The 17,541-nt window shown below is 34.5% G+C and carries 15 protein-coding genes; 8 read left to right on the top strand and 7 right to left on the bottom strand.

Features of this window, described 5'->3' with window-relative positions:
• Positions 1–88: 88 nt before the first annotated feature.
• The 3 genes from DMB71_RS21225 to DMB71_RS21215 form a co-directional block, all read right to left on the bottom strand.
• Positions 89–1,111, bottom strand: a complete 1,023-nt coding sequence (locus tag DMB71_RS21225) for an LLM class flavin-dependent oxidoreductase (protein ID WP_111369609.1) — start codon at positions 1,109–1,111, stop codon at positions 89–91.
• Between the two features lie 166 nt (positions 1,112–1,277).
• Positions 1,278–1,685, bottom strand: coding sequence for a DUF1634 domain-containing protein (locus DMB71_RS21220; RefSeq protein WP_111369608.1), 408 nt, complete (start codon positions 1,683–1,685; stop codon positions 1,278–1,280).
• Positions 1,672–2,508, bottom strand: coding sequence for a sulfite exporter TauE/SafE family protein (locus DMB71_RS21215; protein ID WP_111369607.1), 837 nt, complete (start codon positions 2,506–2,508; stop codon positions 1,672–1,674). Before DMB71_RS21215 ends, DMB71_RS21220 begins: the two co-directional genes overlap by 14 nt.
• Positions 2,509–2,819: 311 nt before the next feature.
• On the opposite strand from DMB71_RS21215, the gene DMB71_RS21210 reads away from it, so the two are divergent.
• The gene (locus DMB71_RS21210; protein ID WP_111369606.1) at positions 2,820–3,683 is read left to right on the top strand and encodes a helix-turn-helix domain-containing protein; all 864 of its coding nucleotides are present in this window, start codon (positions 2,820–2,822) and stop codon (positions 3,681–3,683) included.
• Positions 3,684–3,783: 100 nt separating this feature from the next.
• Complete coding sequence (locus DMB71_RS21205) at positions 3,784–4,284, top strand: hypothetical protein (RefSeq protein WP_162614863.1); 501 nt, start codon at positions 3,784–3,786, stop codon at positions 4,282–4,284.
• A 92-nt stretch (positions 4,285–4,376) separates the two neighbouring features.
• Here DMB71_RS21205 and DMB71_RS21200 read toward each other — a convergent pair whose 3' ends face one another.
• Together DMB71_RS21200 and DMB71_RS21195 are read right to left on the bottom strand one after the other, a co-directional pair.
• Positions 4,377–4,811, bottom strand: coding sequence for a DoxX family membrane protein (locus DMB71_RS21200; RefSeq protein ID WP_111369604.1), 435 nt, complete (start codon positions 4,809–4,811; stop codon positions 4,377–4,379).
• Between the two features lie 7 nt (positions 4,812–4,818).
• Positions 4,819–5,376 (bottom strand): GNAT family N-acetyltransferase, encoded by a 558-nt coding sequence (locus DMB71_RS21195; RefSeq protein WP_111369603.1) that lies wholly within the window; start codon positions 5,374–5,376, stop codon positions 4,819–4,821.
• A 246-nt stretch (positions 5,377–5,622) separates the two neighbouring features.
• On the opposite strand from DMB71_RS21195, the gene DMB71_RS21190 reads away from it, so the two are divergent.
• The 4 genes from DMB71_RS21190 (at position 5,623) to DMB71_RS21175 (ending at position 10,465) form a co-directional block, all read left to right on the top strand.
• Complete coding sequence (locus tag DMB71_RS21190) at positions 5,623–6,636, top strand: zinc-binding alcohol dehydrogenase family protein (RefSeq protein WP_111369602.1); 1,014 nt, start codon at positions 5,623–5,625, stop codon at positions 6,634–6,636.
• A gap of 144 nt (positions 6,637–6,780) precedes the next feature.
• Positions 6,781–7,167: a DoxX family protein gene (locus DMB71_RS21185; protein ID WP_111369601.1), complete on the top strand. Its 387-nt coding sequence runs from the start codon at positions 6,781–6,783 to the stop codon at positions 7,165–7,167.
• 403 nt (positions 7,168–7,570) lie between these two features.
• Entirely contained in the window at positions 7,571–8,194 is a 624-nt protein-coding gene (locus DMB71_RS21180; protein WP_111369600.1) for a GNAT family N-acetyltransferase, read from the top strand.
• A gap of 66 nt (positions 8,195–8,260) precedes the next feature.
• Complete coding sequence (locus DMB71_RS21175) at positions 8,261–10,465, top strand: TonB-dependent receptor (protein WP_111369599.1); 2,205 nt, start codon at positions 8,261–8,263, stop codon at positions 10,463–10,465.
• A 45-nt stretch (positions 10,466–10,510) separates the two neighbouring features.
• Here the strand turns inward: DMB71_RS21175 and DMB71_RS21170 are convergent, their stop codons facing one another.
• On the bottom strand, positions 10,511–11,953 hold the full coding sequence (locus tag DMB71_RS21170; RefSeq protein WP_204251816.1) for a DUF1254 domain-containing protein: 1,443 nt from the start codon (positions 11,951–11,953) through the stop codon (positions 10,511–10,513).
• Positions 11,954–12,216: 263 nt separating this feature from the next.
• Here DMB71_RS21170 and DMB71_RS21165 point away from each other — a divergent pair, with 263 nt between their 5' ends.
• Positions 12,217–12,579 (top strand): hypothetical protein, encoded by a 363-nt coding sequence (locus DMB71_RS21165; RefSeq protein WP_204251815.1) that lies wholly within the window; start codon positions 12,217–12,219, stop codon positions 12,577–12,579.
• An 88-nt stretch (positions 12,580–12,667) separates the two neighbouring features.
• Complete coding sequence (locus DMB71_RS21160) at positions 12,668–13,375, top strand: LytR/AlgR family response regulator transcription factor (protein WP_111369598.1); 708 nt, start codon at positions 12,668–12,670, stop codon at positions 13,373–13,375.
• 73 nt (positions 13,376–13,448) lie between these two features.
• Here the strand turns inward: DMB71_RS21160 and DMB71_RS21155 are convergent, their stop codons facing one another.
• Entirely contained in the window at positions 13,449–17,378 is a 3,930-nt protein-coding gene (locus tag DMB71_RS21155; RefSeq protein WP_111369597.1) for a hybrid sensor histidine kinase/response regulator transcription factor, read from the bottom strand.
• Between the last annotated feature and the right edge of the window lie 163 nt (positions 17,379–17,541).

Below are 17,541 nucleotides of genomic sequence, written 5' to 3'. Positions count from 1 at the left end.
TCATCCAACTAAAGCTGGACGCTATTCAATTTTAAAAAAAAATCCTTTTAATCTGTGTATCCCGTTAGCTATCGGGAGTGGCAAAAAACTATCCTTTCTTAATCAACGGAATCAGTTTTGTTCCAATCAATTCAATAGCATTCATTAACTGTTTGTGTGTCAATCCAGCATTATCCATTTGAAATGTAAAACGATCTACGCCGCCAAGCGCTTCGCTATGTCTAAGGATTTTTTCTGCAGCTCTTTCTGGACCTCCAACAATGAGAACACCTAAATCATCAATTAAACCGTCAAATTTGCCTTTTGTTACAGGAGGCCAACCTCTTTCGTATCCTAATTTAGTCCATAATTCAGCGTAACCAGGATAATATTCTTCGATTGCTTTTTCTGTTGATGCTCCTACATATCCGGGTGAATGCAAACCAACTTTTAATTCGTTAGGTTTAAAACCCGCAGCTTTTCCTGCTTCTCTATACAAATCAACTAAAGGTTTAAAACGATGTGTTTGTCCGCCAATAACAGCAACCATTAACGGAAGTCCCAACGAACCCGCTCTGATAAAAGATTCCGGAGTTCCGCCAACACCAAGCCAAATAGGTAATTTCTCTTGTAAAGCTCTTGGGTAAACTGGTAAGTTATTTAAAGCAGGACGAAATTTTCCTTCCCAAGAAACAAATTCATTATCTCTAATTTGAAGAAGCAGTTCGAGTTTTTCTTTAAAAAGAGCATCATAATCCCTCAAATCATATCCAAAAAGGGGATAAGCTTCAATGGCAGAACCGCGACCGACAACAATTTCAGTTCTTCCTTTCGAAATTAAATCTAAAGTTGCAAAACTCTGATAAACCCTCACAGGATCTGCAGCGCTTAAAACAGTTACAGCACTTGTCAGTCGGATGTTTTTTGTCCTTGCCGCCGCGGCACTCAAAATAACAGCCGTAGCAGAATCTAAAAACTCTTTTTTATGATGTTCTCCAATTCCGAAAACATCAAGACCAGCCTGATCTGCAAATTCAATTCTTTGCAAAAGCTGTTCCATGGCATCAACACTGCTCAGAGTGTTGTTATCGCCGTACATTGCCGAAGCAAAACTATCTATTCCTATTTCCATAATTTTTTAGCTTTAAGCTTTATGCTATAGGCTGTAAGCATTTTAGAAAGCCTAAAGCTTACGGCTTATAGCCTAGAGCGATATTATTTTTTTTGCTTTAGGCAATAGGCTTTAAGCTTTAGGCATTTTTGGAGCGTATAGCTTAAAGCTCTTGGCTTACAGCCAATTAATGTGAGAAACCAAATGATATACTAATAATGATAATCATGATTACAATCAATGTAATGCCGACATATAAATAATCTTTTTCCAATAAAAACGAAAACAACGAAAGCAATACACGCAAAACAGGTGTCATAAATAAGAAAATAATTCCTGCAAATATCAATGATTCACCGTTTCCTTGAATTGCACCGTTGTAAACAGCGGCAATTACTTCAAATATATTTCGATCGTTTTCTTTAAAAACAGAATAATCTTCGATCTGGCTTCCGTTATGAATTAAATAGACAATTCCGCCAATAAAAGCTACTGATAACGAAATCCAAACTCCGTAACGAAGTAGGTTTCCTATGATTGTCTGAAAATCTTTTTCTCCAAATTTTTCTTCCTGTACCATATTAGATTTTTCCATTTAGTCCGTTATAAATCATGTTTATTGCCAAAACAAAAATCAGGCAGGCAAAAAATATTCTCAATTTTTTTGGGTTTGTTCGCACTAAGATTTTGGCTCCAGCCATAGCTCCAAACAAAACTCCAATTACAACCGGCATACAGATTCCTGGCTCAATATATCCTTTTTGAATATAAATTACAGAACTTGCCATTGCTGTAACGCCCATCATAAAATTACTGGTTGTAGTTGAAACTTTAAAAGGAACACGCATAATATTGTCCATTGCAATTACTTTAAAAGCGCCAGAACCAATTCCGAGAAGGCCAGACATCATTCCGGCAACTCCCATCATACTAAAACCGCCAAGTACATTTTTAGTTCCGTATTTTATGACTTCACCATCGTGAGAAGGGTAAGTTCCGTCTAATTTAAGTTTTTTAGCCAGGGGACTAGATTCTAAAACAATGTGTTCTTCTTTTTTTCGAAGCGAATTAATTGCAGAGAAAATCAGCGTCAAACCGAATAAAACGGCAATAAAAGAAGTAGGAGCAATAGTAGAAAGCAATGCTCCGCAAACTGCTCCGATAGTAGTGGCGATTTCGAGAAAAATCCCCATTCTCATATTAGTAATTCCTTCTTTTACATAAGCAGCGGCCGAACCTGAAGAAGTGGCGATAACGGAGACCAAAGCAGCTCCAATGGCATAATGAATATCGACACCGAGAATAATCGTAAGAAGCGGAATAATAATGATACCGCCTCCTAAGCCTGATAATGAACCGATAAAACCTGCTAAAAAAGCCCCCAGAATCATTATAAGCGTAAAGGTAATTATTGTCATTTAGGATATGTTTTTGTATTTGCTAATTTACGAATACATATTTGTTCATGAACTTAAATATACCTTAAAAATGTTTTAGTATTCAGTCTCAGTATGCAGTCGCAGTGTTCAGTCGCAGTCGCAGTATTCAGTATTTATGTTAAGAAAATCTAGCTTTGTCAAAGTTTAAAACTTTGACAAAGCTTCTCAACTCTAAAGCTAACTGAGACTGAATACTGCGACTGAGACTGAACACTGAGACTGCGACTGAATACTGAAGACTAAAAAAACGGTATATTTGAAAAATACAATGATTATCAAAAAGAGCAGTATTGAAGAACAAAATCCTCACTTATTCCTTAACGCATCATAAGAGTTTGTTTTCTCATGCAGATCAGAAAGAATATTTCTATATCCAGACTAGCGAACATCCTTATATCAGTGAGCCTTATCGTGCCGAAAGTTATGCAATTGAGTTTCTAAGAAAAGGAAGTATAATCGTGCAGACTGGACTTGAGAGAAAAGTAGTTCATGCTCCTGCCATTATTACTTTGGGACCATCTGTCATTAGAAGTTTTTCTAAAAATGATGATGAAATTTTAATCGATATTATATTCTTTAAACCGCATTTCTTTCTCGAAAATCAGGCAAATGTATTTTTTCTTGCCCAATATGATTTCTTTGAAAATAGTCATAATCATTTATCTCAGCTTGCAAATGCAGACGAAGATAAATTTGAACGTATTTTTAATTTGATTAAAGAAGCATCAGAAGGCAAGTCTACACATCAAGCTTCTATTTTAAGGAGTTATCTTTATATTTTGATTTACGAGATCGATGCTATTCAGATAGAAAAAAGCTCTACAGAAATACAGAATACTTTATTTGAAAAATTTAGAGAGCTTCTTTTTAAAGATTTCTTGAATTTTAGATCGGTTCAGCATTATGCCGATGAATTGAATGTAAGTCGAAAATATTTGTCTGAAGTTATTAAAAAACACAGCGGTAAAACGGCAAGTGACTGGATTAACGAAATGGTAATTTTGGAAGCCAAAGTTTTATTGCAGAATAAAAAGATATCAATAAATCAGATAAGTGATTTGCTGCATTTTTCTGACCAATCTGTTTTTGGACGATTCTTTAAAAACTACGAAGGAATTTCTCCTTTAGAATATCGAAAAAAACAAACCGATTAAAATCCACTTTCCGACATTTTGCACAAATTTGAAGGCGTTTAGCCCTTTTTTGACGTTAATAATCAATGCAACTTTGCTCTTTTATTATAAAACAAAAGAAATGAGTAAAATTGCAAAATTTGTTGTCATAATTAACGATAATGTCTTTTGGATGGAAGACAAGGCCGTTCAGTTTTATACCAATTTATTTAAGGAAAAAGATTTAGGAGAAAAATATGTAGAACAGCATCTTTCTCAAAAAGAATTGTTTAAAATTCAGAATGATTTTTCGATAGAAATTCTCATGGCATATTTTGGCGAAATGCCTCAATCTTATTTAAAGCTAGATTCGTCAAGAATATTAAACGAAAATCTAGGAGCGTCAAAAGCAATTAATCTAAGCGAGATTATTTATTTTGATGAAGAAGATTTGAAAGTACTCATTAAGCGTGCTGAAGAAATTGCTTCTCAACGAAAACATGATCTAATTTGGGTGAAAGCTTTTGCCGTAGATACTGCTTTGATCGAAATATTACGATTATTAAATTACGAAGAATTTGATTTGGAAGAAAGTATTGAGGATGAGTTTCCAAAGCGAATTTATTTCAAAAAAAAGATGTGAACAGATGTTTATTAAACGGAACTTTTCAAAGCGATTAACTTTGTCAAAGTTTTAAAACTTTGACAAAGTTTCTAAAGCGCTTTTATCGAAAACTATATTCTATTATCAACTGCGTAAGATGTTTTTCCAATATTGGCAAGAAGTAGAGCAGCGGCACAACTTGTCCAAACCGAATAATCAAGAGGCGCTTTTACCGAAACTGAAACCGACATTGCAAAAGCAAAAAAGAACATTAAAAAAGCAGTTCCTAAAGCGGCAAGTCTGGTTTTGAAACCAAATAATAGTAGCAGACTCAGTAAAACTTCAAAGAAAGTGGCAATTCCTGCAAGAACTTCTGCTGTGGCTTTGTTGGCAAATGAATTTAGGGTTTGTGTGTAGATGACAAAGTTTTCCCAATTTCCCCAGGCAACTTGGTGAGATCCTGGTGCGCCCCAAACTCCAAATCGGTCCGCTACGGCCGAAAGCATTGTGATTCCTAAAACTATTCTTAAAATTAAACCTGCTTCTAATATTGTGATATTTTTCATTCTATAATTAATTTTTGATTTGAAGATGTTCCAGGTTCTTCTTAACCAAAGTTTTGTTTCCAACTACCTTAAAACCAAGTTTTAAATACAGTTTTTTAGCACTCGGATTGTCTTCTTCAACCAGCAGACCTAAAACCTCTTTATTTTTATGAACGTATTTATCAATCAAAAATTGCAATAATTTAGAACCAATTCCTTTTCCCTGATATTTCGGATTCACGCCTAAAGAGTCAATATAGTATTCTCCAGCACGGGTTTCAAACTCTGGGTCAAAGTCAGGATTATGGTGTTTTCGAACATATTCGACAATAGGAGCTCGTAATTCTTCGATGTCTGCACCGTTATAAATGTTTACTGCGCCAATGATTTCGTCGTTTTCCTCAGCCACAAAACAGTTTTGATAAGAATACTGATTGTTTTCACTTTCGACGAAATGCTGCAGAAAGTCTTTCGCGGAAGCGTAATCTTCTTTTGCAATAAACTTATAGATGATATCTTCCATTGCTAATAATAATATAGGAGCAATATATTTTGAGTCTGATTTTTCGGCTTTTCTGATATTCATAGTGAAGTATTTTTAGCAAATTTAAGGCTTTATTTAAATACATAATCCCCATAGCTATTGCGACAAGTGTTTAATTTCTTAGCAAGCATTAAATAAAACCTGCGTAAAAAAACTTAGTCTCTTAGCAACTTAGAACCTTAGTATCTTTGAAAAAAATGTACAAATATACGCTCAATATATACCAATTAAGAGATTTCAACTCGTCTTATATTTGTAGTACAATTTTAATTTAAACATTAAAAAGAAATGAAAGCAATAGGATTTAAAACCTCATTACCCATAGAAAACCCAGAAAGTTTTATCGAATTTGAAGCCGTAAAACCAATTCCTGGACCACACGATTTATTAGTTAAAATTGACGCAATTTCAGTAAATCCGGTCGATTTTAAGATTCGCCAAAATAGTGCGAAAGATACTGTTTTAGAAACTCCAAAGATCATTGGCTGGGATGCTGTCGGAATCGTTCAGGCTGTCGGACAAGACGTTACTTTGTTTGAAGTAGGAGATTCCGTTTATTACGCTGGAGATATTACCAAACAAGGAAGCAATGCCGAGTATCAGATTATTGATGAGAGAATTGTCGGTAGAAAACCGAAATCACTTAGTATTGAAGAATCAGTTGTAATTCCATTAACTGCTTTAACTGCTTGGGAAATTTTATTTGACAGAATCAGAATTACGGCAGATAAAGACAAAGGGAAATCGATTTTAATTATTGGCGGTGCTGGCGGAGTTGGTTCGATTGCGATTCAATTGGCGAAGAAAATTGCAGGTTTAACTGTTATCGCAACAGCATCGCGCCCTGAAACGATTGAATGGTGCAAACAGCAGGGAGCTGACTTTGTTGTCGATCATAAAGACTTGATTTCTTCTGTTCGAGAAGCTGGTTTTGAGTATGTTGATTTTATTCTAGATTTTGTAGATACCAATGCTTATTGGGATACTATGGTCGAATTGATTAAACCGCAAGGACATATTGCATCTATCACAGGCGGAAGCGATCCAGTTGCATTAACAAAACTGAAAAGTAAAAGTGTTTCTTTTTCTTGGGAATTAATGTACACACGATCTATGTATCAAACAGAAGATATGATCGAACAGCATAATATCTTGAATATAGTAGCAGATTTATTGGATGACGGCATTCTGAAAACAACATTAAACACAACCTTAAACGGACTTACAGCCGAAAATCTTAAGAAAGCGCACGAACTTTTGGAATCTGGAAAGACAATCGGAAAGATTGCGATTAAGTTTTAATGCTTAAAATCGGCTTTGTGATAGCCTAGAATAGTTATTTGGAACTGTTTTAAATAATATTGTTTTTAAATAAGAAAATTTTGTATTTTAGTCGGCTTACAAACCCAACTTGGATAAATTTTTAACCTAAAACAAAAATTATTTATGATTTCAAAAAACACAGACCTTGGATTATTCCTATTGCGTTTAAGTACTGGCGGATTAATGCTTTTTCATGGTGTTTCTAAACTGATTCACGGAATTTCGTTCTTGGTAGAAAACATGGGAACATTTGCATATGCAGTTTACATTGGAGAAGTTTTAGCGCCAATTGCCATTTTATTAGGATTTAGAACTAGAATTGCTGCAGTTCTATTAGCAATAACTTGCTTAGTGGCGGTTGCAACAATGCATAGTCAGGAAATTTTCTCAATTAGTGACCATGGAGGATATGCGCTAGAATTATTAATGCTGTATTTTTTAGGCGCTCTTGCATTGTTCTTTACTGGAGCAGGTAAATTTGCCATTTCTAAAAACAATCAATGGGATTAATTTACAAGCAATTATATAAATCAAAGAAAGCTCTAAATTTCGATTTAGGGCTTTTTTATTTGAATCCCTTTCATTTTGAAAATCAGCGTATCATTTTGATAAGTTTTTACAAATTAACTAAAACTGATTTTTTGTTATTTGTTTTATAATGAGTGGTTTATTGCGTGTTGCGTTGCTGTGGCATGCCTTTTGTTTTTATGTTGCCGATTATTAAGCCAGTCCTTAATTATAAAAATATTTAAAGAATATGAAAACAAGTAGCAAAAGAAATAAAGAAATCACGAAAACGTATTTTTCAAATAAATCTAGACGAAACAAAGATCGATTCGTCAACTTAATGGTATTTACAGTAGTTCTTTTTATCACAGTTATGCTAATTGCTAAAATAGTTTAATGCTATAGTATGAAAACCATCCAGGACAGAACCGATACGGCTGTTTTTTCTTTAAATGAAAAAATTTGTGAATCTTATGCTTTCGTTATTGAAGAAGCGACTGCTAAACATATTTTCTATATAAACGAGATCTGCAACGAAACATTATTGTCTGCCAAAGCCCGCGGAACTGGCATTTCAGGCCGACCGCCAGAACTGCTTGAGAGAAAAATGAAAGAAGGTGAAGCCATTATCGCATTTGCACCAGACGGAAAATGGGCAGCTTTTGCTTTCATTTCTTCTTGGGAAAATGGAAAATTTGTTTCTAATTCTGGATTAATTGTCGCACCCGAGTTTAGGCACACTGGTTTAGCCAAAAAAATCAAAAGAAGAATCTTTGAGCTCAGCCATAAAAAATATCCCGAAGCGCTTATTTTCAGTCTTACGACAGGTCTTGCCGTTATGAAAATGAATCACGAACTCGGTTTTGAGCCCGTTACGTATTCTGAATTACCAAACGATGAACTTTTTTGGGAAAATTGCAAAAGCTGTATCAATTGTCCAATATTATTAAGCAAAGAAAGAAAGAACTGTTTATGTACGGCTATGCTTTATGATCCTAAGACAAAGAATATTTCAGATTCACTAGAATAAATCTAAAAAACGCTTTTTTATGCTATTTTTGCGCTCAAATTATTCCAATAAGTTATCAAAATAGCAATGAAATCTTTATCAGCAGTTATCTTTTTTATTCTTTCTTTTTCTATTAATGCACAATCTTTAAATGGTATCGTAAATGACTCTGATGGAAAAGCATCTTCAGAAGTTTTAATTCGAAATCTAAATTCAAAAACACACGCACATACCGATGTAAATGGAAAATTTACCTTAGAAGGAACACAGATAAGTGATAGTCTGGTTATTACCAAAAAAGGATTTTTAACTCAAAAACTAAAATTAGCTTCTTTAGATTTTCTTTCTATTCAATTGGAAGAAAAGCCATTTTTGCTCGAAGAAGTTAAGATTGGCAATAATCTAAAATATCTGAATACCATTTCTAAAATCGATTTTGAAATTCAGCCTATTTCAAATTCTCAGGATTTACTGCGAAAAGTTCCAGGACTTTTCATTGGTCAGCATGCGGGTGGCGGAAAAGCAGAACAGATCTTTTTAAGAGGTTTTGACTGCGATCACGGAACCGATATTAATATTACAGTAGACGGAATGCCTGTAAATATGGTTTCGCACGCACACGGACAAGGCTATTCTGATCTGCATTTTGTGATTCCGGAAACAGTTGATAATATTGATTTTGATAAAGGTGCTTATTTTGCAGATAAAGGTGATTTTACAACCGCTGGATATGTTGGTTTTAATACCAAAAATGCGTTGCAAAACAGCTCTATTTCTTTTGAGGGCGGACAGTTTGATACTTTTCGTACCGTTGCGATGTTTAATTTATTGAATAAAGAAAACCAGTCGGCTTATTTTGCTGGAGAATACATGATGACCGACGGTTATTTTGATGCTCCACAGAACTTTAACCGAATTAATCTATTTGGAAAATACAATGCTAAAATGGAAAATGGAGATCGTTTGGCTATTTCGGTTTCACATTTTAAAAGCCAATGGGATGCCAGCGGACAGATTCCAGACCGCGCTGTAAACGACGGAACTATTTCGCATTATGGAGCAATCGATCCAAATGAAGGAGGAAATACAGATAGAACCAATTTTAATCTGCAATACGATGCCAAAATTGATGACAATACACACATTAAAAATAGCGTATATTTAAGTAAATACGATTTTGAACTGTATTCTAATTTTACATTTTTCTTGAATGATCCTGTAAACGGCGATCAGATTAAACAGAAAGAAAATAGAACGATTGTAGGTTTTCAGTCAGAATATGATCAGAAATTAAACAATCAATGGCGTTTTAAATTGGGCGCTGGACTTCGAAACGATAATAATAAAGATGTAGAATTATCGCATACTTTAAACAGAAAAACAGTTTTAGATTATTTGAGTTTAGGGACTGTAAATCAGACCAATTTATTTACGTATTCAAGTTTGGACTTCACATCAGGAAAATGGTTGGTAAATGGAGGTTTGCGTTTAGATTATTTCAAATTTGGTTACGAAGATCAATTGGCGGCAACTTATACCAATCAGACACAGACAAAAGCAATTGTGAGTCCGAAACTAAACTTTTTGTATACTCAAAATGACAAATTAAACTATTTTCTGAAATTAGGAAAAGGATTTCATAGCAATGATACGCGTGTAGTGGTGGCGCAAAAAGGGGAAAAAATTCTTCCAGAAACCTACGGAGCAGATTTAGGAATCAACTGGAAACCATTTCCTCGCATGATTATTAATTCGGCAATCTGGTATTTGTATTTAGCGCAGGAATTTGTGTATGTCGGAGACGAAGCTGTGGTTGAACCAAGCGGAAAAACAGAACGAAAAGGTTTCGATTTTGGTTTCAGATATCAATTGACCAATTGGCTATTCTGGAATACCGATTATACGTACACGCACGCAAGAGCAATAGATGAGCCTAAAGGAAACGATTATCTTCCATTGGCTCCAAAAAATACTTTAATGAACGGAATTTCAGTTAAAGATTTAAAAGGATTTTCAGGAAGTATAAGAACTCGTTTCTTAGGCGACAGACCAGCAAACGAAGACAATTCGGTTATAGCAAAAGGCTATTGCATTACCGATTTCTCTGTAAATTATCAGATTAAGAAAGTTTCAATTGGTGTAAACATCGATAATATTTTCAATACCAAATGGAAAGAAACACAATTCTTAACCGAATCAAGACTGGCAAACGAGACCGATCCTGTGGAAGAAATTCATTTTACAGCAGGAACGCCATTTAATGCGCGTTTGATCTTGAAATATACTTGGTAAAAATAAAAAAACACTTTAAAGATATTTAAAGTGTTTTTTGTTTTTTTAGTATTTCTCAATATCGCTGAGTTTCCAAGATTGATCATAAAGTGCTTTTGTTGGGCCGTAAAATCTGGCTAGGACTTCAAATTCTCCATTAGGATCAGTTGGAATCCAGTTACTTTCTCCTTCAGGTGGCGGTTTCGGACCAAAATAGATGGTAACAGAGCCATCTGAATTCTTTTTTAAGCCAGGTGTCTGAGAAGATCTTCCTACCCATTTGGCATTTTCAATAAAAGTATGGGTTGCCCGATTATATACCGTCATAGACCAATATTGTTTGACGGGTGCATTGGGAGGAACAGTCATTTTATAAGATTGATTCCCGTTCAATGCATTACCTTCTTTATCTTTCATATTCATTAAATAAAACTGAGATTCGCCAATATGTTTTGCGCTGAAAAAAGCAATCATATAGCAAACTCCACGATTATCTATCGGATAAATTTGAGATATTTTAAAATCATTTGTAACGCTTTCTTTGGTTTCTTTTGTAGCAGGGAAAAACCAATTGGTTCCTGCAAAAAACGGAGGCGTATTATCGTAATTAAATTCAAGCCATTCTTTAGCTTTTTTTACTGCAATTTCAAGTATTTCTTTAGTTCTTGCGTCAGGATTAAATGGTTTTCCAATTTCAATTCCGATTGTTTTTAAAGGATCAATCATTGCCCTATCGCGTTCCAAAATAGGCTCATTTTGTACGGTTTCGTTTAATTTTTTATAGAAATTTATGTTGTACGTAATTTTAGAATCGTACACTCCGTTTGAAGCGTCTACAAAAGTAGTTGCTGGATTATTTGCTGCTTGCGATAAAGGATACAGTTTTATTCTTTTTCCATAAGCAATTGCAGCATCAACGTCTGCTTTACTGCCACTTTTTAAAACAGAACGTATTAAAGCATATCCTGTGTACGTGTCAGATTGAAGCGCAATATAACCTGCGGGAATTTTACTTTTATCATAATTAGGAGGAAGAAACAAATATTTGCCTCCTTTGCCTTTGTCTACGCCCCCAGGACCAATATCTTCAATGGCGGCCTGCCATTTATTCATCACGCTTCCATTAAAAACGCCAGTGTCTGCTGGCGGAATTTCCAGGACGATCGGACCTACTTCCTTTGTATTAAAGAAAGGCATTAGATAAATGACATCTGGATTGGGAGTAAGGGTTTGGTTTTTCCAGTCTAATAATTTTGGCCAGATTACAATCTGATTGTAATTTCCCTTAATTTTAGTTGCCTCATCGAGCATTAACTGATAATTTACAACTGGAATTCCCCAAATTGCAGCTTCTATGCCTCGCTGATAAATCATTTGCTCTCGAATATTAGCAGGCTGAAAATTTGTAGACAAAGGAGTTTCTTCTTTTTCTGTAGAAGTGCTTTGGTCTTTTTTACAAGAGGTTAATCCAAACAAAACACAAACTGCCAAACAAAACATTTTTTTCATGATATTTTTATTTTGGGATTAGAATTTAATAAATAGGTACATAAAAGTAGCTGTATATAAAATATAAGAAGACTTTTACAGGTGATATTCGGTTTCATTTTATAATTTGAAACCATTTTGTCCAGATTTTGATTTTTTAAAAATGCTTTACCGATTAAAAAGATGTTTTCACGGAAGAAAGTCTGTGTTCTACCGAAATTGCTTGAAAAACTTTAGGAGTACAAATACTTTTGATTCAAATTAAAACCTTAAAAATCAAAATTATGTCACTATTTGCGCCACTTCTTTGGATTTTGTTAATTGCTCCGCTTATTGTTATTGCACATTTTAAAAGTGAAAAATCTAATCTGAAATATTTAGTTTTTTTCATTTTATATTTCCTTGCCGATGTTTTTTTACAGGCTTCGGGAAAACAATTGATTGACTTGGATTTAAAGTTTAATTGGGCAGGAAAAATTCTAAGTCTGATTTTAGGATTGATTATTATTTTCTCAGTTTCAAAAGAAGAAAGAATCAAAATCGGATTTACTTCTAAAACCAATTCGCCAGCGAGCTTGAAATTTGGATTGTTAGTTTTCTTAGGATTCACTTTGTTCGATATTATTTTCAAACCCGTAAACGCTTAGAATTGCTGTATCCCGATCAATATGAATTACAAATTAAAAGACTGGAAAATTCGTTTAAAGTCGATTTAAAAATAGTTTTAAGAAAATAATGGAAAAGTTGAAATGCATTGTTGTTGACGACGAGCCAATTGCAAGAGATATTATCGAATCTTTTATTGCCGAAATTTCATTTTTGGAACTGAAAGCTTCATTTGGAGAAGCTTCTAAAGCTTTATTGTTTCTGCAGGAAAACGAAATTGATATTGTTTTCAGCGATATCGAAATGCCTAAATTTAATGGTTTAGAATTGGCGCAATCGCTTACCAACGCTCCAGTTATCATTTTTATAACGGCGCATCGCAATTTTGCTATCGAAGGTTTTGAAACTGGAGCAGCCGATTATCTCTTGAAACCCGTTAGTTTTGATCGTTTTCTGAAAGCGGTAAATCGCGCCAAAGAATATCTTTCGTTAAAGAAAACAGCTTCAGTGCATCAAATCAATTTGGATCGTATTTTTATCAAATCGGAAGGAAAACCGATTAAGATTCTTTTGAATGAAATTCTTTATGTAGAAGCGCAAGGCGATTATCTCAAATTTGTTATTAATGGCGGATCGTACGCTACTTTAGGAACTTTAAAATCTATGGAAAAAGTGCTGAAACTGCCAATGTTCTTTCGTGTTCAGCGTTCTTTTATTCTAAATCTCGAGGCGGTTAGAAGCCTCAACGGAAATGTTGTAGAATTGATTGACGGGAAAACCATTTCTGCTGCTTTGAATAAAAAAGAGGAATTGTATCAACTTTTAGGCATTAAATAATGTGCCAATTAGATAATTAGATAATTAGATAATGAGAGTAATTGACTAATTATCTAATTGACACATTTTCTAATTATCTATTCGCATTGATATATTCCGACGGCGACATATTAAAATGCTTCTGGAAATTTCGCCCAAAACTCGTTTGCGATTTATAGCCTACCATTTCTGCGATTTCGTACATTTTATAGTTTTCATTCAATAATAATTCCGCTGCTCTTTTTAATCGTACGATGTTGATCAGTTCGTTCGGACTTAGATTCGTAATGTCTTTAATTTTTCGGTATAAAGTCGAACGGCTCATGTTCATGATTTCGGCAAGCGATTCTACGCTTAAATCCTGATCGGTGATGTTTTTTAGGATTTCGTCATCCAGTTTTTTCAAGAACTTTTCGTCGGTTTTATTGTGAGCGATACTTTTTATGTGCGAAAGCGGCGAACTCGCATAATAGTTCATAATCTGTCTGCGGTTTTCAATCAAGTTATTGGCTTGTACTTTCAGATAATCCATAGAAAAAGGTTTTGCCACATAAGCGTCTGCACCAACTTCAAGTCCGTCAATTTGTGATTTTAGCGAGTTTTTGGCCGTCAATAAAATAACCGGAATATGACTCGTTTCGAGATTGGTTTTGATCTTTTTGCACATCGTAAATCCGTCCATAACAGGCATAGTAACATCTGAAATCACCAACTGAATGTTTTCGTTATGAATGATTTTGATGGCTTCTTCGCCATTTTCGGCTTTTAAAACAGTATAAGTTCCTGCCAATTCAGTGGTGATAAAACTCAAAAGATCATCGTTGTCTTCGACCACCAAAACTTGTGCTTTTTCGTTTTTAATTTCAACAGTTTCTTTTGGAGTTTCAGTTTCTGTCTGTTCTTTTTCAGAATCGGCATACAGCATAAATTCTTCTTCTTGATGTAGCGGAACAACCAATTCGAAGATATTGTAATTTGCATCTTCAATCAATTCTAAACTTCCGTTATGCAATTGCGCTAGAGAATGAGCTAGCGAAAGTCCAATTCCAGTTCCTGAAGCCGTACTGCTGTCATCAACTCTGAAAAACGGTTCGAAAATTTTATCTTTTAAATGAATTGGAATCACATTTCCGTCATTTTTTACAATCAAATGCAGTTTCTTTTCATCTCTAAATAAAGAAATGGAAACTTTTTTATTTGAATATTTAATAGCGTTGTTGATCAAATTGCTCAGAATTTTTTTGAAAGCTTCTTTATCAACAAACGCATGAATGTCTTTTTCGCCTAATTCTAATTCAAATTCCAATTCGCGTTCTTCAATTAATTGGCTAAATCTCAAATGGAAATTTCGAACCATCGAAGAAATATTCGCCTCGACGAAAGTCAATTTCAAACCGCCAATTTCCGATTTTCTAAAATCAAGCAATTCATTTACGAGTTTTAATAAGCGCGACGTATTTTTCTTCATAATCGAAAGATGCTGAGGCACTTCTTCCGATTCGTATTTCATTCCCAAAAGCTTTTCCAGCGGACCTTTAATCAAAGTCAAAGGCGTTCTGATTTCGTGCGCTACGTTTGTAAAAAAGTCAATTTTTGCCTGATAAATTTCTTTTTCTTTTTCGTCGTTTAGGTGCTTTATTTTGCGGTTATTCTTAATCTGAGTCAGATTTTGAGAATAACGAATGATGTAATAAAAACCAGCGCAAATCAATGCAAAATACAGCAAATAGGCATAAATGCTCGCATACCACGGCGGAAGAATTCGGATTTTTAGTTTTACTTCTTTGCTCCAAACGCCAAAACTATTTAGCGATTTTACTTTAAAAACATAATCTCCAGGTGCCAGTTCGGTAAAGAAAACTTTGTTATTTCTTCCTAAATAAACCCAATCATTATTTACGTTTTCGAGCTGAAACCAATATTCGGTCAACTCTGGCGCCGTATAGTTTAAAGACGCAAATTCAAGATTAAAAGAAGACTGGCTGTTGTTTAATTCCAATTCGTCGAGAAAAGAAATAGATTGTTCAATAGGTGATTCAGGGCTGTTTACCTCAATATCCTTATTATTAATCTGAAGGTTGGTAATGTAAATAAAAGGCGTGTATTTGTTTTTGCTGAAATGCTTCGGATTAAAACTGATCATTCCGTTTAAGTTTCCAAAATACATATCGCCGTTTGCATCTTTAAAAGCCGAATTGTAATTGAACTGATCGCTCAATAATCCGTTTGCAGTGGTGAAAATCTTGATGGTTTTATGATTTGGACCAAATTTTACCAAACCTTTAGAAGTAGTCAGCCACAGATTTTTTAAATCATCTTCCAGAATAGAGTAGAAGACATTGCTTGGCATTCCGTTATTAGTAGTGAATTTGGTAAAAGTATGGTTTTGCCTGTTTACGAGATTCAGTCCGTTTTCGGTTGCCACCCATAAGTTTTTTGAGGAATCTTCAAAAATCGCATTGATGGTATTATTGCTAATTCCTTTCGGATTTTTATAATCATACGTAAAAACCTCTTTTTTCCTTGTTTTCGGATTATAAAACAGCAATCCGTCACGATAACTTCCTGCCCAAAGATTCCCGTCGCTGTCTTCTTTCATATTCGTATAATGATACGTTTCTGGAAAGACTTTCAGAATTTCAAAATTATCAGCCTGTTCGTTATAGCGGTAAAGTCCCGAAGTCGTAACCACAATCAGATCGCCGTTTTTCATTTCATAAAAAGAAAAAATGAAGTTGCTGTGCAGTCCGCTTCGGCCGTCGTTTGCGCTGTAATGTTTGAGAATTGCGCCCGAATTTCTATCTAAAATATCCAAACCATGTTCAAAAGTTCCGACCCAGATTTTATCTTTTCTTGGCATTAAAGCGTGAATGTTGTAGTACGAAACATTATAAGAAGTAAACTTTTGCGTTTTCGGATTAAAACGATTTACACCTGCGTCTTCAGTTCCAATCCATAAATCGCCGTGATCGTCTTTATGAATTTCTCTTACGGCGCTTCCGCTAATGGAATTCTGATTATTCTGAGGAAAATACTTTTTAAACTGCGTGTATTGTTTTTGATGGTAATTGACACCGCCAAAATATGTTCCAATCCAAATTCCATTTTCCTTGTCAATGGTAATTGAGTACGCGGCATTGTCTGAAATAGCATACGGATCGTTGTAGTTTTTCTTAAGATTTACTGCCGTTTTAGTTTTTAGATTATACACATAAACGCCAGATTCGCTTGCAATCCAAAGTTCGTCGTTTCCTTTTTTTCTGAATTGACGCACAAAAACCGGTTCTTTAATTCCGAATTTAAGTTCGCTTGTCGTTTTGTCTTTTCTATTATATAGGAGTACGCCGTGATCTTGTGTTCCAATTACAATACTTTCTGAATCGACAGCATAAATAACGGTGATTCTAAAATTGGCTTTATTGGCAGGCGGATTTAGCGGAATATTTTCAAAAGAAAGATTCTCTTCAGAATAATGATAGATTTTATTGAGAGAAGAAGCCCAGATTTCTCCTTTGTAATCTTTCGTAATCGAAGTGGTAATGAAATATTTGTTCGGATTGAAAGTGGTTGTTTGCTGCTTTTTTGGTGCATACTTATACAAAATGTTGCCAGAAACAAACCAAATGTTGTCTTTTTGGTCGTGATTGATGTCGTTGATACGATCATTTATAGCTTCATTCAAAATCGTAAAGCGATCCAGCTTTTTATCGTAATGGTACAAACCTTTATCTGTTCCGACCCAAATTGTGCCATTATGTTCGTGAAGCGACTGTATATAGTTGCTTCCTAAACTGTGAATAGGATCTCCGTTGCTTCTATAAGTTTTAAAACGATAGCCATCAAAACGGTTCAGACCATCTTTGGTTCCAAACCACATAAATCCGTCATTATCCTGAATAGAGGTCAAAACGGTATTGTTAGAAAGACCTTCTTCGACCTGATAATGTTTAAAATAATACTCCTGCGCATTCGAAAAATTTATCGAAAAAAAGCTGAAACATAAAAAAAGAAAGAATTTACGCATAGTGCTGTTTTTTAGGCTTAAATCAATATTTCTGCAAATCGTCTCAATATTCTACAAAATGTTGCATCTGAATGAAAACGGGCTGTTTTTAATACAATTTGAATCATTTGAGAGAGAGATTGACACAAATGAAGCATTTTATTTTGAATAAAAAGCGCCTAAT

The organism is Flavobacterium tistrianum, from assembly GCF_003254545.1.
GTDB lineage: Bacteria > Bacteroidota > Bacteroidia > Flavobacteriales > Flavobacteriaceae > Flavobacterium > Flavobacterium tistrianum.
This window is presented reverse-complemented; position numbering and strand designations above follow the sequence as displayed.